A 26,825-nucleotide genomic window follows, 5' to 3' on the forward strand; every position below is an offset into this window, starting at 1 on the left:
TACAGGTTAAACAGGGTCCTGTAAATCAATAGAGTTTACAGGACCCTTTCCACTAAATACCTTTACGTTCACCTACTACTTTCCCACAGGTAAGCATATTCTTGGGATAATAAGGGTTTTTAATAGTATTCTCTCTGCTAACCCAGGTAACGCCAGTCATCGGGCATTGCTGATAGTATAAACTTTCAGTAGACATCTTTATGATGCCAGACATTCTCCAGAACAACTGACTCATAGGAGAAAAGGACTCTCTTTGTCTGTTCACGTTCTGGGTTGAAGCCATCTTGCCCGCATAGCTCACCAACTTATCCTTCAATTTGTTAAAGATTTCAACTGAATCTGCAGGAACATTTTTAGGGGAATAACCCTTTAACTTTTCGTAAAACTCGATGGAAAGTTTTTTAGTACTTACTGAATCGTTTAATACCAATTTGTCTTTAATGGCCAAATACCCATTAGTAAAGGAATCATTGTAAGCAGCCTGCTTTTTGCTTTGAGCACGGGCTTTAAATCCTACAATTACTGACAATAGGAATAGAATTGTTAAAAATCTCATATTAGTCTGCTTTGTTATATTTTTCAATGATCTTGTTTAATTGCTTGATGCTATATTCATAATGTAATTCCTCAAGCTCATTTTGGGGACTAGTTGACTTTAAGCGCGTAAGCAATGTATTACAATGCTCAATAGCATACAGCCGTACATCTGAACGTTGATATATGGAAGTCATAGCCTCAGTTGGATTCACCAATTGATTTAGTTTTTCCAGATATAAGCGCTGGTTCACTCTCCTGAACTTTGCTGAAGCAGGATCTTTATCCACTTTCCAGATCAGGTTCATCACGTCCGTAAAATAGGCCCGCGGATTATAGCCGGTTTTCAGGGCAGTTGAGTCAGTTACATTAAAGACCATACCCGGGCTAAGCAGCATCGTAGTGATCTGTCCCTGAACTTCAGATATCGATTTGTAGGGATCTGACTCTATTTTACTGGTTATATTTGAGGGATACATCCATAAGGGAGCTTCGTAAAGCTCAGCATCCAGGTAAGCGAACACCTGTTTTACTGTTGCTAATGCTATTGGCCTGTTAACATTCCCCGCCTGTTCATAGCTCCTCGCATCTACATAATGATTACCCAGGTTCTTCATTACATGATATAGGTAACGACTGTACTGACGCACCAGCGATTTATGCATTTGTTCAAGGTTAGTGTAAAGGTTTCCCTCTTCGTAGGTCCACTCGGGCAGTTCTCTTGCAACCCTTTTCAGATTCAGGATACCATAGTGACCTGCTTTCATGGCATTGTCGCCAAGGTCCTCAGTTTGGCTTCTAGGGTCTGTATCTTTTCCTTCTCCACCAAACCACAAACGAGGATTTCGCGCCAAAGTATCCACAATCATTTTTTTCAATAGGGTACGTTCTTTAGTCTCGGCCATGCCGGGGAAATACCGGTAGCCCCATTCAACTGCCCATTTATCGTAGGCGCCGATGCGAGGGAAAATACCTTTCGGACCAATATTATCTTCAGGCTGGGCAACGTAATTGAAACGGGCATAGTCCATAATAGAAACTGTATGCCCGTTCTTCTCCACCCATTTTTTATCTCGTAATAATTCTACCGGAGTCTGACTGCTGGCACCCATATTATGGCGCAATCCAAGTGTGTGTCCAATTTCATGTGAGGAAACGAAACGGATCAATTGCCCCATCAGTTCATCATCCAGCACCATCTTACGCGCCCTTTTATCGAGGGGCCCTACTTGTATCATGTACCAGCCATGAACCAGTTTCATCACATCATGATACCAGCCTACGTGGCTTTCCATAATCTCACCGCTGCGGGGATCACTGATACGGGGACCATAGGCGTTTGGAGTTTCTGAAGCGTAATAGCGGATCACTGAAAAACGCGCATCCTCTAAACTCATGCTCGTATCTGATGCCGGCCATTCTTTAGCTACAATAGCATTTTTAAAACCTGCCTGTTCAAATGCTTTCTGCCAGTCGTTCACACCCTGTATCAGGTAAGGTCTCCATTTTTTAGGAGTCGCAGGATCTATGTAATAAACGATCTGCTTTTTAGGCTCAACCAGCTGGCCTATTTTATACCGCTCGATATCCTTTTCCTTAGGTTCAAGTCTGTAACGCTGGATATAATAAGAAGCTTGACTTCCCTGCCCTGCATCATCAAAATTCAGGACCTTGTTTGAAAAATATCCAACCCGCTCATCGAAATAGCGTTTACGCATCGGTACCTTTGGAAGCAGCACAAATGAGGTGTTCAGACTCAAAGTTACAGTTCCGGTTAATGCACCTGCAGCAGTTTGAGGCGAGGAAGTTGAATAGGTTTTTACTGTACGCACCTCGATATTGATCGGGAAAGCGCTTACCTTTTCAATAAAAGAACGGTCATCTGCCAGAGCACCGAGTTTCTTCTCTGTACGCAGTTCCGAATGAACAGAACTCACACTGTTATCCTTACGGAAGAAATCTGTCACCTCAATCACTTTCGCCTGGTTTACCGGATTTACCGCTTTGACATCAAAGGCTGCTACAATGGGATTAACCTGCGAATTCGAAACTGCCTGATAGATCGCCTGGGTAGAATCAGGGGTTTCCTGTCGGTAGATCATGGCCCTGAGGAATATTTTATTACCAAAGCCTTTCTCAAAGTATACAGTTTGCTCGTTAGCCATTTCACCACCATACTTGCCGAAGCCCTGAGGTGTTGCGGTGAAGCGGGTTATCGTAAGAATAGGTCTCCTGAATAGAGAATCTGGTATCTCGAAGTAATATTTGTTATCACTATATTTTATAGTGAACAAGCCTTTCTTTGTAGAAGTAGCCTTGGCAAACAGCTTCTCGTAGCCTTGGGGACCAGCAGCAGTGGTACTATCTTTTTTAGCAGGGGTGATTTGTGCAGCAGCCTTTAAGCTGGCTGCACAGATCATTAATAGAAAAAGAAAACGCATAGATGATTAATGTATTAAAGAGGAATTCTTTCGTCGGTGTTCAAGGTAAGTCCCGGGTTCTTTTTAAGAATATTCATCGGGAACGGGAGTATATACAATCTCGAATTCGGCTGTAGAGTATATGTTTTTTGAGGAACAGTTTTATTGACAAGCGGGAAGGTGCGAACGATCGTCTTGGCATATTCGGGCTCGGTATTCAGTCGCTTCAAGTCAAAGAAGCGGTTAACCCCGAAGAGCAATTCCTTTCGGCGCTCGTTTATGATCAGCTCCATGGTCTCCTTCCTTGTTGCAGGAACAGGCAATGTTACAGTGCCGGAAAGAATTCTCTTTTCACGAAGCTTATTTACAATGGTCATAGCAGAAGAAAGATCATTTTCCCGGGCATAACATTCAGCAAGCATTAAATGCACCTCTGTAGTTCTTAAACCCACTGTTGGGTAGAAAAAGCGTGTGTAAACCACGTTATAATAAGCTGTGTTTGAACCAATATCCAGGAAACTTGTATTTGTAGTATTGAAAAAAAGATTGAAGCGCGCATCGTTATTTCCAAACAGTGCTCGTAACTCGGGACTAATAATATAGCTCCATGCAAAATTCATCTCGTTGTACCCCGTCATATACATATAACTCAATACTTCAGGATTATTCGGAGCAGGGAGAGCATTTGCAGCAGTAGGCCCTCCTAATTTGCTATAATTAACAAGATCAAAGATCTGGTCGTTATAACTCAGGGATTTCAAACAAGCAGCTTTGGCTTCTGCTACTTCCCTTTTAAAAAGATGAACTTTAGCTTTCAGTGCCCAGGCAAAAGCCAGTGATGGATGGTATACATCCGAAGGCTTATCCTCCAGGTAAGGCAAAGCTTCATCAATGTCCTTCTGTATAAATTTGTAGACCTCTTCAACCGATGATTTTTTAGGTTGTGATTCCAGGTCGTATTTATCCATTATACAAATCCCCCCATCTGTAGCAGCAGTTTCAGGATTATAGGCCCTTGCATAAACATTTACAAGGAGGAAATGATCGAAAGCTCTTAACACTTTTGCTTCTGCCTTTGCCAGTTGTTTTATCCTATCATCTCCTTCGCTAAAATCTACCAGAGAGATGATCGAGTTCCAACGATTGATATAGACATAGGCCCTGTCATAAAAGTTAGAGCTGCTCACCATTGATACACGATCAGCGGTTTCATCGAAAGTGAAGTGTACTGTATTGATATTAGGGGTAATTCCAATTACGTTCGATTCCTTCATCCACTGATCGTCCATCAAATACTGGAAGTTATTGATCACATAGGCACGATTAGGATAGGATACCAGCTTGTAGTAATCGTCTGCCTTTTCAATTACCATAGCTCCCTTTGGCGCTATATCTATAAATTTTTTGCAGGAGAAAGTACCCATTAAAAGGCCCGCTGCAAGGATTGCTTTAAAATATCTTTTCATTGTATCAGAAACTTAAGTTGAAGCCAAACAAGAAGGATTTAGGAAGAGGAATATTACGGGTACCGCTGTTTGCAGAATAAACCTCAGGGTCTATATCATCGCCGGCAGCACTTTTGTACCATAAATTATTAGCCTGTGCAGTTAATCTTGCGGAACTTAGGCCTACCCTTTTAGTAAGAGTATTAGGAATGCTGTAAGATAATGAGATGTTGCGAAGCTTTATATAATCACCTTTCAGAATATTCATATTCGACCGCTCCCACATACTCGAAATGGTAGTAGCATAGGTCAGCATATTATCAGCATAATCGACATAAGGACGAATCTGAGTAGTACTATTGGCATCCGAGTAGCGGTTGATCCTTTCCATATCTGTGGTTACAGCCTGGGCTAGTCCTAAAACATCACCTCTCATTACATTTCCTCCTGAGAACACGAACAACATTCCCAACTCAAAAGATGAGTACCTGAAACGTTGTGAGAGCGAACCAGTATACGTAGGCACTAAAGAACCCATTCTTTCAAGTGCCTCCAGCTTGTTGATCGACTTGACCGTGGTGGGGATAGGCTTTCCATTTGCATCAAATTGAATAGTTGGGTTGCCACTCTCATCTAAGAAATAAGGATAACCATCCTGGATGCCACCAAATCGGTAAGCATAAAGAGAATTGTAGGTGGTATTAACTTCGAAATAATCAGTAGGAGATACAATATAACTACCTGCCGTTCCCACAGCTCGGGTTACTTTTTTAACTTCAGTATGATTGAATGCAAGATTTACCTGGGTTGTAATAGCAAACTTTTTGGATCTCAACCAATCGCCACCTATTGCTATGTCAACACCCGTATTATCAAGTGCTCCAGCGTTCACTCTTTGAGAACTTGCTCCAACAGTTGGGTCTAAGTCTGTAGTGACGATTAGATCTGAACTTTTCTTTTTATAAAGATCGACGCTACCCCGCAAACGATTAGAGAAGACAGCGTAATCAACTCCAAGATTCTTTGTCGTAACCTTCTCCCAACGTAAACTAGGATTAGGAAGTGTTATATCAAGATATCGATTACTTGGGAAAAGCACATCTGATTTCCAGGTACCAGTCATAGCCCCAAAAGAGGTTTGATCGATATTTCCATTAGATCCAATGGTTGCTCTCAGTTTTAAAGAACTCAACCATGCAATATCGCTAAGGAAAGGTTCACTGCTGGCATTCCAGCTTAAACCTGCAGACCAGAGCGGACGGATTTTGTCTCTGAACGCCACGCCAAGCAGATCAGCCATATCATTCCTGACGCTACCTGTAATGTTATATCTTCCCAGATACGTATAACTACCGTTTGCATACCAGGAGACATAGCGGTGCTTTATTTCTGATTGCTTAGCATCAACACCATTCGAAAGGGTTTTATTTCCACCGTAGATATAACTTGCGGCCCCCGTCTGACTTAAGGTAAAATTATCAAGAACCACATAGTTTAGTGTTATTGGATCATATCCGTAACGCAAGCTTTCAACTCTGCGTGGAGTCATGGTCTGACTAAGTTCAAAACCACCGATTGCAGCAATAGCATGCTTTTCGCGGAATTCTTTATCAAAGCTTAACTGATTTCTCCAGGTGTAGGAGTTTCTCGAGGTTGCTCTTTGGTAAAAACGGCCAGCAGCAGGCAGGGCATAAGTATACCTGTTAGTAGATGCAGTATAAGCTGTTAAGGCATTATAAGCATAGCGCATTTTATACGACTGCGGGTCATAATAGCTTTCTAATTTTGCCTGCGATGTTTCATACTGGAGCTGCGTATTGAATTTCAAGCTCTTTAATAGGTTTAACTGCACATTCGAAAACGCCCTGATCGCTGTACTGATCTGATTCTCCTTTCCTTCATTAAGAGCCTCAAGCATGTTAAAACGAGTTGACCGAAAAGCAGAATTCGCATTGATCTTAGCTGCTGCTGCCCCGTTCATCGGTCCAGCATTCGTGAAGCTATCGTCGATGTTTACGTAATCTGCATAAACCCAATTTCCCTCTTCATCTACAATTTGTGCATACCGTGGTTGTAGAGTGTATCTGCCAGTTTCGTATTCGACGTCCACAGCCTCGGTATTGAGGTAATTACCATTTACACCAAAGGTCAGACCCAGCCACTTTTTCGGATTATAAGTATTCTTAAAATAAAGATTAAGCCTTTTATCGTTATTATTGATCATACGTTGAGCCGTTTGATCATAATTTATCGAAGCGAAGGTATTTGACTTTGTGCCACCACTGCTTAGTGATAAATTATAGCGTTGACGAAATTCATTCCTCCACACGTTGTTGGTATAATCACGGATGTAATCATTATTTCTCCAGGAGTTGACTGTACTTGAAAATTGATCCCCCGTTATTTTACCCGCATCTCTGTCTCTATAGAGTTGGTAAAGCGGACTATAATACTTTATCGTTCCATTAGCCACATCCCCATATGCTGCAAACATTGTTTCTGTACTAGCGTAACGAGATCGCTCTCTTTCATAAGTAGCCATCTCATAGTCAATGATATCTGAAGTAGAGGCATAGTGCATAGCATCCAGATCCGGCTTCTGTGTAATGAAGACGTCGGAGTTGAAGTTAAGCTTCACTGCCCCACTCCCCTTTTTTGTAGTTACCACAATTACTCCATTTGCTGACTTAGCTCCATATATCGAAGCGGCAGCTGCGTCCCTTAAAACGGTAACAGACTCAACATCATAGGGGTTAATATCTTCCAGGGAAGTTGTAGTAGGAAGACCATCAATTACAATAAGGGGAGTAACATCCATATTAGGAGAAATTGTACCTACCCCTCTTAATATTGGCTTATCTACTCCCATTCCTGTTGGATTCTTCTGATAAAGCAATCCCGGAACTCTTCCCTCCAATGCACTCATCAAATCCACGTTAATATTCTCATTCAGCTTCTGGTTATCTAAAACAGTTGCCAGAGCAGATGATCTCTCCCGGCTAATCGTTTGATAACCCGTCACAATCACATCAGACAAGAGCGATTTATTATCTCTCATTTTGATCGTTACCACGTTCTTTGCTGCTGACTCATTAAAAGAGCGATACTCGTTCAGGAAGCCTACAAAGCTCACTTCAATGCTATTCTCTACTGAAGTAAGAGGGATCGAGAAATGTCCGTCGGCATCACTCTTTACAAACTGAGATTTATTACGAACTTTGATTGTTGCCCCGGGAAGCGGCCCTCCTAAACTATCAACAACCATCCCATGAATAGTAAACTCAGCGCTTTCCAAAGATTGAAGCGACTTGAGGACAATGGTCTTGCCTTTTATCTGGTATGTAAATGACTGACCTTTAACTACCTGATCTAATACTTGTTTTACGCTGGCCGACTTAATACTAAAGGAGATAGGCGAAGCTTTACTTACATAAGCGGCGTCGTAAACGAATTGATGCCCTGTCTGCGCTGAAATTTGATTAATGACATTGATTAATGATTCGTTTTTAAACGTAAAACTTAAGGATTGTGCTCGTAGTTCTAATGCAGAGGATAAGAACAGCACTAACAGGAGAGACAAGCTAATACGAAGCCTGTACCCTGTCCTTGAGGGACAAGTGGAACGGTGGGACATAAACGCTGATTGGATTTAAAAAAATTTATCTACTACTTGACGGTGAGCCTGTTGCCCCTCCATCTAAACTCTATATTTGATGTAACGGAAATCATTTCCAAAACCTGCTGTATATCTTGCTGCTTGCTGATATTCAGATACAAATTCTTGTTGGGCAGCGAGCTGTAATCGACTTCGAACCTATACCAGCGCGAGAGCTTGTGCATCACGTTTGCTATTGCTTCGTCTTTAAATACAAAGCGGTCTTCCGTCCAGGCTGCGAAATCATCTGCTTCAACCTCCTTTATCTTTAATTGATTTCCTGCTTCTATTGCCTGCTGGTCAGGCTTTAATAACAGCTGCTGCTTATTTTTAACACTAGTAAGCATCACACTTCCTTCCAGCAAGGTGGTTTTAACCCCTTTATCTTCTTCATAACTACTCACATTAAAGCGCGTACCTAGTACCCTCACCTTTACATTTCCAACCTCTACCACAAATGGCTTACTTCGATTTTTTGCTACTTCAAAATAAGCTTCCCCCTTCAATTTAACCTTTCTGATTGTGTCCGAAAAAGCCAGAGGATATTGTATTTCTGATCCTGAGTTAAGTACAACAAGAGTACCATCGCTCAACTTAACTTTATATTGACCTCCGTCAGGAGTAACCACGGCTTGCTCTATTTTTGCTGCCTCAGCATTTTCACTTTTAACTTTATAAGCAATAATGCCGTCGGCAGCTTTGCTAACCTCCACTCCGCTCCTGGTAAATAATACTCCTGTTTTAGAAGCATGAAGATCTTTTGAGGAGGTACTGCCTCTTAATACCGCGTAATTTCCACCAGGATTAATATTTGAGGGACCAGAGCTCGAATAAATGTATATGGCCGCAGCAATAGAGGAGATAAGGATGAACACCGCGGCAATCCTCGCTACTTGCTGGTATAAGTTTCGAACCCTGCCCTTTAGCGGGGTATCAAGGTTAACACCGATGGACTTATTAATTTTTACCAGGATAGTTTCGAGATGATCATCTGAAACCTCGTGTAGGGATATTTGTGGAGCATTCTCCATCTCCCGGGAAATCATTTGCCTGAGTTCCTCTTTATCAAACGTTTTAAAGTGACTGAAAAGCTGTTCCAGTTCAGCTGATGTTGCTGTTCCGGAAAGATACTTTTGGAATATTGAATTAAAGGATTTTATTTCTCTCATCATTACTTATAACACAGATACGGTTGAAATAAAGATTCACACTACTCCATTTGAACTTTTTTTTTAAAATAATATTAAAAAAACAGGAAAGTAGGCCATTAAGACATAAAAATTGCAGCTAAATAAAGCATAAACAGATCTCCGGAGTGAAAAAAAACATAATCTTTTACAGTTTTTGTGGCACTTACTAGCTGATTACTTACTGTAGAAGGACTAATGGATAACATTTCCGCAACTTCCTTATAACTTCTACCCTCAATTTTGCACATTTTAAAGATCTCTTTCCTTTGAGGTGTTAATTTGTCCATTGCTTTGGTCAAAACAGCCTGTCTTTCCTTGTTCAATAAATAATCTTCTGTTTGATTATAAAATTCAGAGAAGGTCTCAATGAGGTGTTGCTGCATCTTGTTGTCAAGGGCTAATTTGCGAAAGTAATCGTAAACGAGGTTCTGCGCGATAGTTAGCGCCCAGTTCCTAAACGAGCGGTTCTCGTCCAAGTCCTCTTTTTTAAGCCAGACCTTTACAAAAACATCCTGCAGCATTTCTTCTGAAAGCTCAGGAGATTTGACCATATAATTAAGCTTCTGATAAATACCCTTACTGTATTTCCGGTAAAAGAAATCGAATGCAGTTTTATCACCCTTTTTAAGAGAAATCAGGAGATCCCCTTCATCGCCCGTTAAATTTTCATTCTGCATGTACTCAAAGCTAGGTTTTTTTTGGGAATTCTAACACTAGTGCAGATGAGGTACAGGGAATATCGGAAAGAATATTCGGCTTCACAACCAGGGCTATTACTGCGTTTATATATAAAGCTTAATCAAATATAGCTCTGCTTTCCCTTGCCCTGGGCCGAACCCTCAGGAGGATAATCTAAAGAACCTTTTAGTTCATCAATCTTATCGGGATCAAACTTCGGGATTTGCATTTCCTTCTTTTCCCGCCATTTCTGAACCGTCGCTTCCGCCTCTGCCCTCTTTTCTTCAGATAAACCTGAATCCCTGTTAATGTATAATCGTTGGGTGGGCAACGCCAGCCCCGTACCACTTTTATCGATCACATCCATCATACGCAACAAGATGTCTTCCTGTATTTCCAGAAAGTCGTCAAAATCAATTCCTTTTATATAAGAAAAAACCTCTAATTTCAGGGCATCTGCGCCTATTTCGACAAACCTTATTCTTGCTGGGGAAGGATCCACCTTAGGATGTGAGTAAAGGATAGAACGAAGTTCGACAAGAAGGTACCGGATCTGTTCTGGTGTGGTCTCAAACCGGAGTTTAAATACCGGGTTGAACAGGAATTGATCACGGGTGGCAAAAGTCTCGATTTTCTGAGAGGAAAAATCGCCGTTAGGTATAGTTACTATGGTGCGGTTTGTAGTTCGTATACGCGTTGAACGCATTCCGATTTGTTCAACAGTTCCTGAAATATCTCCAACTTTACAATAGTCGCCCACTCGAATAGGCTGATCTGCAATAAGCGTCACACTTCCTACAAAGTTTTCTACTGTTTTCTGCGCTCCAAGGGCAAGGGCGATACCACCTATTCCCAGAGCAGCTAAACCTGTGGTTACATCAAATCCTAAAGTGTCGAGAATCAGAATGATTCCCAGAACTATCAACGCTACCTTCGCAGTGCGGCGTAAGAAGAGAATAGCCGATACTCCAGCCTGATTTCTGTGATGTGTTAATCGCTTTTCAAAGAATCCTGTGGTGACCACCAGAAGTTGCCAGAGCAGTAACATTATGGCAATTATGGCAACAATAATCATTAAGTTGCTTGCCCCCTGCCTTAGGATGATAGAAATACCGGCCTCCTGCATAGCCAGAGAAAACAACCATATAGTAATATATAAGCGAATGGGTAGAGCAAAGGCTCTCAGAATACTAACGGTTGGTTCAGTCTTCGCCTTTTTATAAAAAAGGGGAACCACAAATAAAATCAGGTATGCTATGCACCAGGCTATCAGGTAAACAATTACAAGCAGTAAAAATGAGCCTATCCAATGAGCCACAGGTACGCCGCCCCATTTTATTCTTTCAAATACTGCAGGTGAAACCCGGTCGATAAATGGAGCGATAGGAGCTTCTTCTACCAAAAGCGGTACTCGCTGAATAGTTTCTGAAGAAAACAACCAAACAGGTGCTCCGTCTGAATCCAGGGTACTTTCAAGAAGGAGATCAAATTCTTCATTATTAATTGAGGCAGTACCAAGCTTTTCAAGATTAGGTCCGAGATTATCTTCAAGCGAACCTGTAGGCTTATCACTTATCAGGGAATAAGGAAGAATATCCCCACTATGGTCAAGTAATTGCTGCAGTGAGCGGGCAAGGGCCACTTTATCCTGCTTTTTCTTCAACATAGGATCAAGGCGAAGATATAGCCCCGCGCGGGCATAATTTTCGGCGGCAACAGCAGAAATAAAACCTTCAACAGCTCCACGAGGTGTACGGCGACCAAGAGAATCCGGCGAATAGACAGGTTCATTACCCCCGGCTGAACTACTATCTTTTGGCAGTAAATCAACCTGTGCTGCCAAGTTTGAAAAGGGGCTTAAACTAAAGGCAAAGAACAATATATATATTGAAAGTTTAGCACCGAAATTGTAAGACCTTATCGAAATGGATGTAACTAAATTCATTGCCCATTGAACCATCTCATTCGGCAATGGTTTGTTAAATTTTTGTGAAGGTAACTGTTAGCAATTTGTTCCTAATGTCATAACCCCGCCTAAGAAGGATTTTCAACTCGTTTTCCTGGTTTGTAATCGATACTTCTCTGGCGAGCTTCCCATGCACTTCCTAAAAATCCTCGAGAAGTAATAAGGATCTTCATATCCTAGTTGCATAGCAAGGTCTTTAATTTTAAACTCATTTTTATATAATAGTTGACATGCCCTCTGCATTTTTAAATGAATAAAATAATCCATTGGTGGCATTCCTGTTCTTTTTCGAAAAAGGTTTGAAAAATGAGAGTTCGAAAAATTATTAAGCTTTGCCATCTCCTCCACATTCAGTTTCTTTCCCAGATTTTCCTTCATATACAGGATTGTATTTTTTACAAAATCTTTTTCATTTTCATAAGGAGTTGAACTATGTTTATCCGGAAAAATAAATGAAGCAATTAAATGGTACAGGCAGAAAGAAGAGTTACATAAGTTATCTTTACTATAACCCATTTCAAGACACTGGTAAATACTTTGCCAAATTTCAATTGCTTTTAGGTTTAGAGGAATGGACATCGGGCCTCTCAAAATATCTAAATCGAGTGAGTTATTCATACCCTCGATATCAGGCCCTGTATAATGTACCCAGTAAATTGTCCAGGGATCCTCCTTATCAGCCCAATATCGCATATACCTTGTACTGGCAGGTAGTAATATGAATTGATTAGCAGCAACTTCAAATCGCCTGTCGCCAATAATATAATGGCCTTTTCCCTTTACGCAATAGATAAGGATATTGTCCTCACATCCTTTCCTTCGTTCCCGGTAATGGAACTTTGCCTGGGGAAAGTATCCGATGTGGGTTATATATAGCTGAAACAAAGAATTATTTTGGTTCAATGTATCTTTCCAAACCTTGGGTGGGATACTTATCAATTTTTCTCCTTGAAAGCCATCTCTCCTTTTCATCATAATACTTCAACTAATTAGCAGAATATTCCATTACCTATACTAACCCATAGACTAGCCGGCTTAATAATACTGTCTTTCGGGGAAGAATACAACCCAACAGTACAAATCAGAACACATAAGAATTCTAAAGACCTCAGGATTATCCATTAAAATAAAAGAATTACCCATTCCAATGGTATAAGCCGAAAAATACTTTTGTTTCAGCAAGGTGAATTAACAAACAAACTAACAAGGGCTCTCCGGCCCAATTATTATTTATGCTTCAATTAAAACACAAAGTCATTTTTCTAACAGGAGGAACTGAAGGGATCGGTTTGGAATGTGCCAAAGCCTACCTGAATGCAGGAGCCCAGCTTGCTATCGTTTCAAACTCAGCAAAGAGCATAAGCGAAGCGGCTTTATCACTCAACGGCCAACCTGTTATTTTCCTGGAAACAGACATTGCCAAATCCTCAAAGGTCGAGGAAGCTATTACTGAGACTATTTTCAGGTTTGGAAAGCTGGATGTGATTCACAATAACGCAGGAATTTCAAATCCCTCAAAACCACTCCATGAAACTACTGAGGAAGAGTGGGAGCGGCTTTTTGAAGTTAATGTTAAAGGTATTTACAACACTACAAGGTTCGGAATTGAAGAACTGAAGAAAAGCAAGGGAAACATTCTTAACACTAGCAGTCTCGTGGGTCAGATCGGCCAGGAAATACACGCGGCCTACAGCGCAACGAAAGGCGCCATTAATGCGCTTACCAAATCAATGGCACTTGACTACGCCAGTTTCGGAGTAAGGGTAAACGCAGTTGCTCCGGCTGGAGTATGGACTCCAATGTTAAGAAATTGGAGCAAGGAGCAACCTGATGTTTCATCAATTGAAAGCTATCTGAACGATATACACCCGCTTGGTTATTGTCCCGAGGCTGATGTCATAGCAGATGCATGCCTCTTTTTAATTTCACAACAAGCCCGATTCATAACAGGTTGTATTCTCCCGGTAAGCGGAGGAGCAGAACTAGGCTATCGGAAAATATCTTCTTCATCAAACTAAATCAACTATGATATCTAAGATCAAAATAAGTGATGCTCGCTATAAACTGGATGGTAATGCGGGGAGTGATGCCGTCCATCGCGATCCAATCTATTCCTATACAGTAACACAGCTGGTAGACGACTCAGGACTAATTGGAACTGGCCTTGCCTTTACTTTGGGTGAAGGGAACGACCTCGTATGCAAAGCTGCCAGTTATTACGCAGAAAAGCTAAAAGGGAAAGATATTGAGGAAATAATGTTCAGTTTCGGAGCCCTTTTCAACCAGATGTCTAATGACCAGCAGTTCCGCTGGCTCGGACCACATAAGGGAGTAGTTCATTTAGCCCTCGCATCAGTAACAAATGCATGTTATGACCTTTGGGCAAAAAAAAGAGGAGTTCCTTTATGGAAACTTCTTACCGACCTCTCTTCAGAGCAAATTGTAAACACGCTGGATTTATCTTATTTAGAAGACGTATTAACCAGAGAACAAGCATTAGATGTGATTTCGGGACAGCAGCAAAGCCAGAAGGAAAGATCGGATATCCTGAAGTCGGGCTACCCAGGTTACGATACGTCTATCGGGTGGTTTAATTATCCGGATGAAAAGGTTCGTGAAAATTGCCGGAAAGCATTAGACGAAGGCTTTACAGCAATGAAGTTGAAAGTTGGATCTGCTGATCCAGAGAGAGATATCAGAAGAGCTAAGCTGGTTCGAGAAGTAGCTGGTGATAAGGTAAAGGTAATGCTTGACGCTAACCAGCAGTGGACATTACCGCAGGCATTAATTATTTGCGACAAATTAAAGGAAATGAATCCTTATTGGATCGAGGAGCCGACCCATCCGGATGATGTTCTCGCTCATCAGACTTTGACAAAGGCAATCAACCCAATTAAGCTGGCCCTTGGAGAACATGTGCCCAACCGTATCGTCTTTAAAAATTATTTACAGGCAGGAGCTGCAGCTTTTATACAGGTGGATGCAGTGCGTGTTTGTGGGGTTAGCGAGTTTATAACCATTAGTCTTTTAGCAAGGAAATATGGAATTCCAGTAGTCCCTCACGTGGGAGATATGGGTCAGTTACATCAACATCTAGTACTCTTCAATCATATTTCCCTGGGCCATGAAGCTCTGTTCCTGGAACATATACCGCATCTTCAAAAGCACTTTGTCCAACCGGTAAAGATTGAAAATGGAGTATATAAAACGCCTCAGGAAGCAGGAAGCAGCTGCGATCTCCTCGGGTTTTAAAAAGACCAAAACTAACTAGCCAATTAACTCATTTGCTCAAGTTTCCATTAAACGAAATGATACATTCTGTTGATATCACTATCAGTATCGTATATATTGCAGCCATTTTCCTCATCGGTCTCTGGGCTGGTATTAGTCACCGCAAAAAGAACACTCAAAACGATAATACTGCGGGAGAATACTTCCTGGCGGGAAAGACCCTTCGATGGCCAACAATAGGGCTAGCTCTTTTTGCCACTAATATCTCTTGCGTCCATCTCGTCAGCCTTGCCCAAAGTGGTTTTGACACCGGACTCTTAAACGGAAATTTTGAATGGATGGCTGCTATAACCCTTATCATGTTGGCTCTGTTCTTTGCACCTTTTTATATTAGATCAGGAGTGTCTACCCTTCCCGACTTTTTAGAAAAGCGATATGACCGGGCGAGTCGCGATTGGCTCGCAATTGTTTCAGTCGCCTCTGCCATTATCATTCACATTGCTTTTTCACTCCTGGCAGGAGGCATAGTTCTGGAAACCCTTTTTGGAGTGGATATGTATACCAGCATTATAGCTATTTCTATAGTTACCGCTATTTATACTATCATCGGAGGTCTCACCGCAGTAGTGGTCACAGAATCAATTCAAACTATTGTTTTATTAGCCGGTGCAATAATAATCAGTATTGCAGCATACAATAAAATGGGTGGTTGGGAGCCAATGATGAATACACTCCAGGCCAACAATCAATTGGAACGCCTATCAATGATGCGACCACATGGTGACAAAAGTGGGATGCCCTGGTATTCCATCTTTCTCGGTTATCCCATACTCGGTATCTGGTACTGGTGTGCAGATCAAACTATCGTGCAGCGGGTGTTAGGAGCAAAAGATGAAAATCATGCACGAGTGGGCCCTTTATTTTGTGGCTTCATAAAAATATTACCGGTATTCATTTTCGTATTGCCGGGCTTGTTTGCTTATACACTTGCGCAAACCGGGAAGATGGACATTTCTTCATTACAGGTACTGGAAGGTGGGACAGAGAAAGTTAACAGTAAGGGTATCTATACCCTGATGATCACCCAACTGCTTCCAACCGGTCTGGTAGGAATCCTGGTAGCGGCCCTGCTCTCGGGATTAATGAGTCAGATTTCAGGAGCTCTAAACTCCATCTCTACCGTTATTAGTTACGACATTTATCAGCGTTACAATCCTCAGGCTTCTGATCAGGCGCTTGTAAAAACCGGCAAAATTGCTGCAGCGGTTTCACTGGTAATATCACTGGCTCTTCTCCCCTTACTCAATCGTTACGAAAGTATTTTTAATGGATTAAATGATATTATTGCACATATAGCTCCTCCCATAACCTGTGTGTTCTTATTGGGCATATTCTGGAGTAAAGCTTCCGCTATCTCTGCAAAGTTAACTCTGTGGATTGGCTCATCTTTGGGAGTAGGGGTATATGCCACTAACAAACTCTTTCCCTCTTCAATCCTTGCTGAGATTCCTTTTATGATGATGGCATTTTATCTCTTTAGTATTTGTGTTTTGATGCAACTAATTTTCTCCCTTATATGCCCTGTTCAACATTCGGAAGAAAGCCGTGTGCTCTATTGGAAGTCTCCTGTGGAACCCCTTCAATCAAGCGGATGGAAAGGTCTTGGCAATTTTAAAGTTCTGTCGGCTGTTCTGTTTTTAATTATGGCATTACTGTTCTACACGTTTCGCTAATTGAATAGGTCTTCTATTATTTCCGGTAGAGTTTTTTGCATCTCGAAAAACTATATTTACCGAAACGTTTAGCTTCCTTATGCGAACATCTCATGATCTCCGATTAGCTGTCTTAATTGATGCCGACAATGTTCCATATGCCAACATCAAGGGTATTATGGAGGAAATAGCAAAATATGGCAATCCAACCACGAAAAGGATTTACGCTGATTGGACGAAACCAACGGTATCTGGATGGAAGAACGTTTTGCTGGAAAATGCCATAACCCCTATCCAGCAATACAGCTACTCCACCGGTAAAAACGCTACAGATTCTGCAATGATCATCGACGCTATGGATATTCTTTATTCCGGAAAGGTTGATGGATTTTGCATCATTTCGAGTGACAGTGATTTTACCCGGCTAGCCACACGTTTAAGGGAAGCCGGAATGATGGTCATTGGAATAGGCGAGAAAAAAACGCTTAATCCCTTTATTGTTGCCTGTGACAGGTTCATCTATATTGAGATCTTGGGAAATAATAGTGATAAAGAAAGCGAAGAAGTCAAAACCAACGAGCCCGCAGCTAAAAAGGATACCAAAAGAAAGGTACCCTCCAGGGAACCTAAGTTAAATAAGGCGACTATTAAATTAATATCAACCACGATTAATGATGTGGCCGATGAGAGTGGCTGGGCTTATCTTGCAGATGTAGGAAGCTTAATTATGAAAAAGCAACCCGACTTTGATCCTCGCAATTTTGGGTTCTTTAAACTCACTCCTTTAATTCGCTCCATTCCATCCATTGAGATTGACGAAAGGGAAACAGGAAACAGAGCTGTCAAACACATCTATATCAGGAATAAGCATAGTTGAATCCCGCTGTAATTCGTTAAAAAATCTATATTTACCCTCAAGAATCTTAAACCGTAATTCTTGAAATTAATTAAGCAAGTCAGTTTATATTACCAGGAGGGTACATCTGATAAAGTATATGAAATAGATCTTCTTCAAACCGGGCAAGATTATGTAGTAAACTTCAGGTATGGTAAGCGGGGAAGCACTTTAAAAGAAGGCACCAAAACTATTTTTCCGGTTGTCCTGTCAGAGGCAGAGAAAGTTTTTGACAGCCTTGAGCAGGAGAAAAGAAAGAAGGGCTACGTAGCAGTTGGCGAAGCAATGGGACTTGTATCTGAATCAAGTTCAGATAGTGTCAGAAAACCCTCAAAGAAGGAAAAGTTAATTCTTAAATACCTGAAAGCTGCGTTGGCTGGAGAGGAACCAGAGAACTGGCGTATTTCAAGGATTATTTGGCGAGCTGCAGAACTAAAGATCACAGAAGCTGTACCATCTATACTCAAACTAGCTGACGAGGAGGATGATTTCAACCTCTATTCGGTGGTTTGGGCATTGGGAAGGATGAAGGCAGAAAAAGGTTTGTCGTTTTTAAAAGAGCTGATCAGTGATCATAGGACTGCTGAACATGTTGCAGAGTTAGCGAAAGATGCTCTACTCGAACTGAGCACAGATAAAGACCGCGAAATACTGTTGGAGACGTATATTAAATCGCTTCCAGACAATTTCTATCAGCCCATTGCCAATAACTATTATCAAGAGTTGGAGAAGCAGATAGAGGAGTTCTTGTTTAATTTGCAAACAACTTCTAATCAGTACATTGTTACCCTTTACAGATTATCACGCTACAATCACAGAGTAAGGAAGATTTTCCTTGAAGTATTACCAAAAATTCCTTTCAAGCCGAACTACTTTAAACATATACGTAAAGTATTTAAAGCGGCAGAAATGCTGGAAGATTATGAGGTATTTGGAATACTGGCGAAAGAAATAGAAAGACAAAACCCTTCGTACGGTAGTTTCAGCGCTAAAACTAAGGATTACCTGAGCCGGAGAGTGTTTCGCTCGTTGAGGAGATCAGGGAACGACCAGTCGGAAAGCTATACTGAACTCGCAACAGGTATCCTTCTTGCCTTTAGTGATGCCGTGGATAATTCTGCTCCATTTGAGAACACCAGGTATATAAGTAACTATAACGAACAAACAAGAAGATACAGTTACGACACAGTGGTAAGCCACTACGATTCTTATGCGCGATTCAAGTCTTTCTACTATATATTATATGCAAATAGTTCTCGCTATGAGTTGGCTGATATAGCCTGGAAATGCATTCCCCCCTACCTTCCAGGAGCTACGGCTCCGGAACAGCGGGAAGAGGCTTTTCCTTCTTTATGGAACAGATCTCCTGAGCAGGTCATTAAACTTTTAAAGGAAACTAAAGCTCGTCGTGTACAGGAATTCGCTTTAAAAGTATTCAACGCAAATTCATCATTTGAATCAGAACTTAGCAAGGAGGATGTAATCGCATTTTTAAATGCATTCTTTAGCGAGACTCAGCAGCTCGGCTTAACACTGGTCAGGAAGATATTTAATCCACGTGATCCGGACAAGAATTTGCTCTTAGCCGTACTTCAATCACGTTTGAACGAAGCCAGGGAGCAAGGATACCAATGGATTTCGGCTGACCGGCTTAACCTGCTTTCTGATACTAATTTCGTTGCTGATCTTATTAAGATCAATAACCCTGACACACATCTCTGGCTTCGTGGATTATTAACGGGTAATGCCTTCCAAAAAGAAGAGGCTGATGTTATTATCGCACGACTAATCTCCTGGCTCGTACAGCGGGCAGACCTGGAAGACCAGACGGAGTACTACGATCTGGTAACCGATACGCTGGTTATTGCCTTCCAGGAAAACCTGAAATACATTAGCCTTTCTGTCATTACAGAGCTTCTAAATCATAAGAGTGTAACTCTTCACGAACTCGCCGGAAAGATCCTTATAAAGCACGAAATAAAACCGGAAGAGCTTCCCGAAGATCTTCTGCTTACACTACTAAGCTCTCAGGAAGAGGGACCAAGAACATTGGGCATTCAGTTACTCTCTAAATTCCCCTTAGACATTCTGCTGGAGAAGAAGAATTTACTGGTAAGCTTTTGCCTCTCTCCTCTACAGGACGTACGCAATGCTGTTAAACCGCTGATAGCACGGGTAAATGGAGCATATCCTGATTTTGGTAAGGATCTTATCCGACTTTTTGTACCTGCATTTACTTTGAAGGAGTCTTATGAAGGCTTGCATGAAGATCTGCTGAGTTTATTGACCAGCGAATTGAAGGATAATTTGCAGATACTGGATAAAGATCAGACCCTACAATTATTAAACGCGAGGTACCGTACTGCACAAAAACTTGGAGCTTTCGTCCTTTTAAATTACATCGATAAAGAAGGGTTAACCATACCAGAAGTAGTTAAATTGGCCGACAATCCACTGGAGGAAGTGCGGATGCTTGCCTGGAACTGGTATTCCGAACATCTGCAATTGGTGAAAGCGGATAAGAATGATAGCATTCGTATTACCGATTCGGAATGGAAAGACACTAAGGCATTTGCCTTCGACTATTTCAGGAAGCAATGCAATGAAGACGATTGGACAGTTGAAATACTGGTAAGTATTTGCGATAGTATTCAGGAGGATGTACAAGCCTTTGGCAGGGAAATGATCACCCGCTGTTTCAAAACAGAGCAAGGACAGGAGTACCTTCTTAAGCTAAGTCAGCACCCCGATACCAAAATTCAGCTCTTCACTACCACTTACCTTGAGGTGTTTGCGAAAGACAATCTGGAAGTTATCAGTTCACTGCAGCTATACTTTCTTACCATCTTATCCCAGGTGAATAAAGGAAAAGCAGCAAAAGCCAGGGTACTTGAATTCCTTCGGAAGGAGGCATTGAAATCAGAAGAGGCAGCGCAGTTGATCGTTGAAATTTTTAACCGGATTTCTGCTTCGGTAGCAATAACAGAAAAAGCAGCCTGTATTCAGGCATTGAGAGAAATTCAAAAAGCTTATCCGCAGGTAGGATCAGCTACAGTTGTAAACCAATACCCTGATTATATAAGGAACTAACAGATGGAGTTTAATTATAAATTTAAGGGAGAGAGCTCCATACAAAGTTCCGCAGGTAAAGTGGACATGTCCTTTGCCCCCGATCTCCTCCGGGAACCCACCTATTTTTCAGGTTTGTTGAATAGCAAAGTTCCTTTCAGGGAAGCAATTTCTGTACTTCATGATATCGTGGTATCCGACTTCAGGTTCAAGCCTAAAGATAAAAGCGATTATAAAGAATGGGCCAAACAACAGGAGGATATTTGGCTTGCAGAGTACCTTGAAGGTAGTGCTGATGTTGAAGCCAAGCTTAAGGTGGTAAGAAAAGAGCTGGAAGACGTAAGGAGGCAGAAAGGTGAAATCATGAGTCCTTTCTATAAAGCTCAGCGGGAGTATTTCAACTACATTTATAAACATAACCGCGAAGCCTGGATTGTACTGGATCCAGTGATTACTGTTCACCCAGACGAACTCTTCTTTGAATGCTTCAGTCAGGATGAATCATCTTACGGTAAACTGGGCTGTAACTATAATGTATTTAAAGACCTGAAAGACTTTAAGTGCGGAACAACAAATGTGGATTACTCTGCAGACCTCTATAATGAATTTCAGAAAGTCCGCAACTATAAAGAGACCCATTTCAATATAGATCCCAGTGGTTTTGAAGTTCATACCACGGCAGAAGAATCATATAAAGAGGTAAAAATAGATGTTCCGGAAAGTTGGGTGCGAGGCTTTCTGCAAGTAAGTTCGGCAATGACTTTGCCTGCCCATGTCTTTCATCTTCACCCTACCGACCTGTATAATATCTGCTTTATACTTCGCAGAAATAAGGAAAAAGAAGGTCCTCGCTCTATTCGCTTCGTTTTAAAACCTGGGAAACCTGTAACCTTGATATTTGAACCCTGGAATCTGGAATTAAAGTGCTCTCGTTCAGTTTATGAAGGAAATTCAGCAACCGAAATCCGCATCTGGGGCCGAAGAAGATTGCTTTTATTGGAAAGGCTTATTCCACTTGCTAAAGGATTTAAGGTGGTGTTACTGGGATCAGGCCTTCCCTCTTTCTTCGTTGCCGATTTAGGAGATATGAACTTCACCTTAGGCTTATCAGGTTGGACAGCAAATGACTGGTCGCAGTTAGGTAACTTCGATTTACTTGCCCCAAGAACGCAGGTAGACAGTTTAACGATGCAAAAAGTATATACTGGATTGAAAGAAACCTGGACTGAGCCTGCTCCTGCTTTAGCTAAGCGACTCGGTTTGGATCAACATATTGTTCTTGGAGCCTTGTCTGCTTTCACGCAGGCAGGAAGAGTCATCTTCGATATCCATAAGGGCACTTACCGCATCCGTGAATTGTCTCGCGAGTCATTACCCCTTGATAAACTCCGCTTTGCGAATGAACGAGAAGAGCGGGCTAGAAACCTGATGGAAGCTGGCAATGTAAGGAACGTACACACGGAGGCAAAAGACAACTTAAAGCAAATAAAGGCTACCGTTAAAGAAAAAGATAAGGTTTATCAGCCGGTTTTATTAATCGATAAAGATGAGCGATTGGTGAAAGCAAGTTGTACCTGTAATTTTTACACCCAGAATAAATTAATGCAGGGTCCATGTGAACATATTCTCGCCGCCAGGATAGCGGAAAACGTGAATTAAACAGAAATTGAGTTTGTAATAATAAAAATAAAATTAGTTTTGTAAAGGTAGTGAGGCAGGCCGAAAGACCTTGCACTCCGGGCGGTGGATCACCGTCCTTGCATACAGCTTAGTAACGCGCCACCGGCCTGTTCTTAACTGTACGATCCTGGTACCATAGTGATATTTCCGGTGCAAATCCGGAGGATTGAAATATCACTATGGTACCGTCTCGCTTGAGTTGACCAATCCGGTCCTCAGAATGACGAAGGTGCCTCCTCACTACCATTTTTCCTCCACTATGAGCAATCAACCAAACCGCCAGCAGCTTTACGACAGGATAAAAGCATCCACCAGAGACGCAGTGATCCTGGAGGAAATGAAACGTTTTGGCTTCTGGAAAAAAGACGAAGCACAAAGTATTGTCCCGGAAACGCTGATCGAGAAAGAAGCAGCTTTAACCAGGGAACTCCGCGATCTCCTGGAGAAACAACAGCGTTTTCAGAACAGGGAACAAGCATTAATAGAGGTCCGGAGAGCCCGGCTCGAGGCTTCAAAAAAGAAACGTGCGGAAAACAAGCTTTTAAGAAAGCAGCAGAAAGAGCAAAAAGCGGCAAGGTGGAAGGAGAAGAAAGAAAAGGAGATCATTTACCTCGGGGAAGATGTTTCCCCCGGATTAAATAACGTCTCTGCTAATCCCGATAACCTTAACAAACAAAAGCTTCCGGTTATTGCCAATGCAGAGGAACTGGCAAAAGCAATGAAAACCACTGTTGCAGAGCTTCGTTTCCTGGCCTATCATCGTACAGTTAGCAAAACTACCCATTACCAGCGCTTTTATATCCCAAAGAAAACAGGAGGAAAAAGGTTGATCTCTACCCCAATGCCACGTTTAAAGTCGGCTCAGCACTGGGTGTTGGAAAATATCCTCGAGCTTCCTGAAATAAAAGATACGGCACACGGTTTTGTTAAAAAAAGATCTATTGTCAGCAACGCCGTCCCTCACTTAAAAGCAGAGGTGGTCATCAATGTTGATTTGAAAGACTTCTTCCCTTCTATTGATTATAAAAGGGTAAAGGGTTTATTTATATCCTTAGGTTACTCAGAGCAAATTGCTATTATTTTAGGCTTGCTGTGTACAGAACCAGAAAGCGATCAGATCGAATTGGATGGTCAGAAATATTATGTGGCCGGAACAGAAAGATTCCTCCCTCAGGGAGCACCTACCAGTCCCGCCATCACCAACCTTATTTGCCGTAAGCTCGATGCACGGTTAATAGGGATTTCAAAAAAGCTGGGATTTACTTACACCCGATACGCAGATGACCTTACCTTTTCGGCATCGGGGGAAGCTGTTAAAAGTGTGAAAACGCTGATGGGCTTTATCCGCAAAATAGTAAAAGATGAGAACCTCAATATTCATCCAGACAAGCTCCGCATCCTTAGAAAAGGAAGTCGCAAAGAAGTAACCGGGATTGTGGTGAATGATAAACCTGCGATTAATTCAAAAGAGCTAGATCGGTTCCGCGCCCTGCTGTTTCAAATTGAGAAAGACGGCATTGCAGGCAAGCACTGGAAGAACAGTCCCCACCTGCTTCCTTCAATAAAGGGTTACGTCAACTTCATTTCGATGGTGGATCAAGAGAAAGGCAAAGCCTTGAAAGTAAGAGTTGATGCCATCCTGCAAAAACACGGCTATAAGCACGAGATCAGACATAAATCGAAACAACAAATAGCTAAAGAGCAGGAAAGAATTGAAGCCGAGGCGGTGCATCAGAAAAAGAAGCCGTGGTGGAAGTTTTGGTAAAATTCGCCTTTTCAACTTTAAGAATGACCTATAAGCTTCTTGATTAAGTGAGGTAAAGGATAAATCTCCTCTATTGGTAATAACTTCTTTGCCTCATCTATCTCCCCCTTCTGTATCAGGGATCGGATATTTTTACAATCTTCGGTTATATCTGTAATGCTCTCGGTCCACTCATTCACATACTTGCTTACGGCAATACCTGAAAGTCCAATTTGAATGCTTCTGTAATTCAGATTCTCCAAGTACATATCTTTCTCAGGATCCCATTGTATGCGGACGGGTGAGCTGCTTAATATGCTTTTCCAGCTTTCGTAATTTTCATAAATAGAGCTATTAAAATGAGACAAACAACTATTTTGCAAAGCCCATTCAAAACCTGACCGTTTTATTTTAATAGCTAACACATGCTCCTGCCCCTCTTTACTGCCCCATCCTGACCGGTACATCATCCATAGAAAGGATGGCTTTATCCAGGTCATTCGTTCAATTTTAAATGGAGATACAATTTTTTGACTTCTAACCGCAGCTTCTGCAATTTCTTTTCGATAGGCCTGATAAACGGTTATCGTTTGTTCATCATATGCCGCTCTTATTTCTTTTTCTAACATCTTTAGTTCTCACATTAACATATCCCGAACTTCCATAAGAGCAAAGCCTAAGAGATTTAAACCTTGCCATGAATTAGGATCATTTACTCTTTCATCATCTGCAGCTAATCCAACTCCCCAGATAGAATCGAGGGGACTGGCTTCTACAATTACACGATCACCGGTTTTAATAAGAAATTCTTTTAATTCAGGATTCTGAGCAAACTTGTAAAAGTTACCTTTTAGCACTATTTCGTACCTCTTTTCCTCCCAGAGCTCATTCTCAAAATTTTTCACCTGGCGACCAAGTGCTTTTACAGCCCCTGGGGATTGAGCTTCTAGGATAGTTTTAAAATTTTCTTTATCGTCGAACAATAAAGCCTTTTGCGCCATCATCCAATGTTCTGCAGTAGGATAAACAAAGCCATTTACCTTAAATGACGATTTCCACCACTGACTGAAACAGGAAGCTATTATCTCTCCACTTTTGCTGGGTTGGTGGCCCCAGAAATAAATGTACTTAAAGTTCTCTCCCCTGTTCAGGCTATCAATAAGCCACGCTGTTGTATATTTCATTTTTATAATTCTTTGCCAGCTCACGAATAGCTTCGAAGCTGTGCTCTTTCTTAATTTCACCGTTCTCAAAAACAGTACGTAGTTCATCTTCCAGTTCAGGGTATTCTTCAGTTTGAACAGTTTGATATGCCCCTTCTAACTTCACCAACTTCAGTTTCCCGCCTTTACTTTTCTTAAAGCTTTCGCTGATCTGCCCGTTTTCATCCATCTCCACCGGACTTTTCTCAACCCGTACATCCTTACCATTGATGGTGGCATAACTACATTTGATAGCAAACTTCTGCGTATCCCGGTCAACCTTTTGAAGCAGGGCTCCTCCCATTCCCAACACCAGGTTCTCGGCACTGATTCCCTTAGCCTTTAAGGCTTCGTAAATTTCGATAATACTGTTATAATTTACACCATCTCCCTGGATGACGCGCAATTGCGGAGGCAAAACCCGGTATCCTTTTTCATTAACCATATACCCAAACTTGTCAAACAGGATTTCGAAGATCTTCAATAAGGTCATAATCGGATCCCCGCTGTCTGGACGGATAACCAACACTCCTTCACGGTTCAGGATCTCTTCGCGAAGCTCTTTGCCCCAGTAATTCTCACAAGCTCTAAAGATATTATAACTATCAGATACACAAGCAACGATACCCGTTGGGAAAGTTTTCAGAATGTGTCTGAATACCTCCAGTTCCCCTTCCTTTCCTAACAGCGTACAGATACTATGCTCTGTAGCAGGGATGCTTACTCCATGAACCTTCTGCGCACCATAGTACTGCTTGGCCAGAACAGAAGCTGCAAGATTATCACTGCCAGCAAAATTTATTAGGTGAGCACAGCCTCCCAGAGCGGCACTTTCTACACTGCTGGCCCCTCTGAAACCGAAATCGTTTAATACAAAATCTATTCCTGCTTCCGCCCCAGAAGTTGCTGTTTCCGCATAATATTCCGTTACCGCTTTTTTAACCTTAAAACTTAAAGTTGCAACTGTAGTTGGGTACCAGATCTGCATCAAAACTGTTTCCAGGAAATTCGTTAACCAGAAGCACTCAGGATCAGTATTCTCAATGGTCATCAACACATTGCCTACAGGTACAACAGCTCCTTCGGCTACGGCCTTAATCTTTACAGGAAGTTTCCCCTGATGCTTGTCGAGGATATACTGGAACTTGCTCTTATCGAACACATCAGCTCGGTTGAACACTTGCAGAAGAAAATCCTCCGCTTCATTCAGATCTGCCTGAGTAAAGGCTACTCCCTCAATATATTCTTTCAAAAAGTATTGAAGGCCGAAGAAAACTGTCTCGTCAAACATCCCTCCCCTGCTCTCTAGGTAGCTGTATATTTTACTAGTTCCAGGATAGTATAGTTTATGGTGAGAATATTTATAAGCGTCAGCGAGTAGGATAAAATTTGGTTTTTTCATGA

At 41.7% G+C, this 26,825-nt stretch carries 19 protein-coding genes; 7 read left to right on the forward strand and 12 right to left on the reverse strand.

The features are described 5' to 3' along the window. Positions 1–52: 52 nt before the first annotated feature. The 8 genes from J4N24_RS14500 to J4N24_RS14535 all read right to left on the reverse strand — a co-directional run bounded on the left by J4N24_RS14500 (position 53) and on the right by J4N24_RS14535 (position 12,863). Complete coding sequence (locus J4N24_RS14500) at positions 53–556, reverse strand: DUF3347 domain-containing protein (RefSeq protein WP_207534416.1); 504 nt, start codon at positions 554–556, stop codon at positions 53–55. A gap of 1 nt (position 557) precedes the next feature. Continuing rightward, a complete protein-coding gene (locus J4N24_RS14505) occupies positions 558–2,975 on the reverse strand; it encodes a zinc-dependent metalloprotease (protein WP_207534417.1) in 2,418 nt (805 codons plus the stop codon). 14 nt (positions 2,976–2,989) lie between these two features. After that, positions 2,990–4,420, reverse strand: a complete 1,431-nt coding sequence (locus tag J4N24_RS14510) for a RagB/SusD family nutrient uptake outer membrane protein (protein WP_207534418.1) — start codon at positions 4,418–4,420, stop codon at positions 2,990–2,992. Positions 4,421–4,424: 4 nt separating this feature from the next. Beyond that, positions 4,425–8,033, reverse strand: a complete 3,609-nt coding sequence (locus J4N24_RS14515; protein WP_207534419.1) for a SusC/RagA family TonB-linked outer membrane protein — start codon at positions 8,031–8,033, stop codon at positions 4,425–4,427. A 32-nt stretch (positions 8,034–8,065) separates the two neighbouring features. After that, entirely contained in the window at positions 8,066–9,226 is a 1,161-nt protein-coding gene (locus J4N24_RS14520) for a FecR family protein (protein ID WP_207534420.1), read from the reverse strand. Between the two features lie 95 nt (positions 9,227–9,321). After that, positions 9,322–9,921 (reverse strand): RNA polymerase sigma factor, encoded by a 600-nt coding sequence (locus J4N24_RS14525; RefSeq protein ID WP_207534421.1) that lies wholly within the window; start codon positions 9,919–9,921, stop codon positions 9,322–9,324. A gap of 122 nt (positions 9,922–10,043) precedes the next feature. Then, positions 10,044–11,867 (reverse strand): mechanosensitive ion channel family protein, encoded by a 1,824-nt coding sequence (locus tag J4N24_RS14530; protein WP_207534422.1) that lies wholly within the window; start codon positions 11,865–11,867, stop codon positions 10,044–10,046. Between the two features lie 102 nt (positions 11,868–11,969). Further along, the gene (locus J4N24_RS14535) at positions 11,970–12,863 is read right to left on the reverse strand and encodes an AraC family transcriptional regulator (RefSeq protein WP_207534423.1); all 894 of its coding nucleotides are present in this window, start codon (positions 12,861–12,863) and stop codon (positions 11,970–11,972) included. 257 nt (positions 12,864–13,120) lie between these two features. Between J4N24_RS14535 and J4N24_RS14540 the strand changes: the two genes are divergently transcribed. The 6 genes from J4N24_RS14540 (at position 13,121) to J4N24_RS14565 (ending at position 22,454) form a co-directional block, all read left to right on the forward strand. Further along, positions 13,121–13,906 carry an SDR family NAD(P)-dependent oxidoreductase gene (locus J4N24_RS14540; RefSeq protein WP_207534424.1) on the forward strand — a complete coding sequence of 262 codons (786 nt, stop codon included), beginning with the start codon at positions 13,121–13,123 and terminating at the stop codon, positions 13,904–13,906. Positions 13,907–13,913: 7 nt separating this feature from the next. Next, the gene (locus J4N24_RS14545) at positions 13,914–15,140 is read left to right on the forward strand and encodes an enolase C-terminal domain-like protein (protein WP_207534425.1); all 1,227 of its coding nucleotides are present in this window, start codon (positions 13,914–13,916) and stop codon (positions 15,138–15,140) included. A gap of 56 nt (positions 15,141–15,196) precedes the next feature. Beyond that, the gene (locus J4N24_RS14550; protein ID WP_207534426.1) at positions 15,197–16,852 is read left to right on the forward strand and encodes a sodium:solute symporter; all 1,656 of its coding nucleotides are present in this window, start codon (positions 15,197–15,199) and stop codon (positions 16,850–16,852) included. A 79-nt stretch (positions 16,853–16,931) separates the two neighbouring features. Next, the gene (locus J4N24_RS14555) at positions 16,932–17,708 is read left to right on the forward strand and encodes an NYN domain-containing protein (RefSeq protein ID WP_207534427.1); all 777 of its coding nucleotides are present in this window, start codon (positions 16,932–16,934) and stop codon (positions 17,706–17,708) included. Positions 17,709–17,768: 60 nt separating this feature from the next. After that, positions 17,769–20,816, forward strand: coding sequence for a hypothetical protein (locus tag J4N24_RS14560; protein WP_207534428.1), 3,048 nt, complete (start codon positions 17,769–17,771; stop codon positions 20,814–20,816). A 3-nt stretch (positions 20,817–20,819) separates the two neighbouring features. Then, positions 20,820–22,454 carry an SWIM zinc finger family protein gene (locus J4N24_RS14565; protein WP_207534429.1) on the forward strand — a complete coding sequence of 545 codons (1,635 nt, stop codon included), beginning with the start codon at positions 20,820–20,822 and terminating at the stop codon, positions 22,452–22,454. 109 nt (positions 22,455–22,563) lie between these two features. Here the strand turns inward: J4N24_RS14565 and J4N24_RS14570 are convergent, their stop codons facing one another. Continuing rightward, positions 22,564–22,722 carry a hypothetical protein gene (locus J4N24_RS14570; RefSeq protein ID WP_207534430.1) on the reverse strand — a complete coding sequence of 53 codons (159 nt, stop codon included), beginning with the start codon at positions 22,720–22,722 and terminating at the stop codon, positions 22,564–22,566. 12 nt (positions 22,723–22,734) lie between these two features. Between J4N24_RS14570 and J4N24_RS14575 the strand changes: the two genes are divergently transcribed. Further along, positions 22,735–24,240 (forward strand): reverse transcriptase family protein, encoded by a 1,506-nt coding sequence (locus tag J4N24_RS14575; protein WP_207534431.1) that lies wholly within the window; start codon positions 22,735–22,737, stop codon positions 24,238–24,240. Positions 24,241–24,257: 17 nt separating this feature from the next. On the opposite strand, the gene J4N24_RS14580 is transcribed toward J4N24_RS14575, so the two are convergent. The 3 genes from J4N24_RS14580 to J4N24_RS14590 are packed head-to-tail and all read right to left on the reverse strand — an operon-like array spanning position 24,258 to position 26,823. Beyond that, positions 24,258–24,848 carry a DUF4291 domain-containing protein gene (locus J4N24_RS14580; protein WP_207534432.1) on the reverse strand — a complete coding sequence of 197 codons (591 nt, stop codon included), beginning with the start codon at positions 24,846–24,848 and terminating at the stop codon, positions 24,258–24,260. Positions 24,849–24,857: 9 nt separating this feature from the next. Continuing rightward, positions 24,858–25,403 carry a riboflavin biosynthesis intermediates N-glycosidase gene (gene ybiA / locus J4N24_RS14585; protein ID WP_207534433.1) on the reverse strand — a complete coding sequence of 182 codons (546 nt, stop codon included), beginning with the start codon at positions 25,401–25,403 and terminating at the stop codon, positions 24,858–24,860. Continuing rightward, the gene (locus J4N24_RS14590; RefSeq protein WP_207534434.1) at positions 25,375–26,823 is read right to left on the reverse strand and encodes a nicotinate phosphoribosyltransferase; all 1,449 of its coding nucleotides are present in this window, start codon (positions 26,821–26,823) and stop codon (positions 25,375–25,377) included. The genes ybiA and J4N24_RS14590 overlap by 29 nt, the downstream gene beginning before the upstream one ends. Between the last annotated feature and the right edge of the window lie 2 nt (positions 26,824–26,825).

Origin of the sequence: Desertivirga arenae, assembly GCF_017355785.1 — a bacterium.
GTDB classification, from domain to species: domain Bacteria; phylum Bacteroidota; class Bacteroidia; order Sphingobacteriales; family Sphingobacteriaceae; genus Desertivirga; species Desertivirga arenae.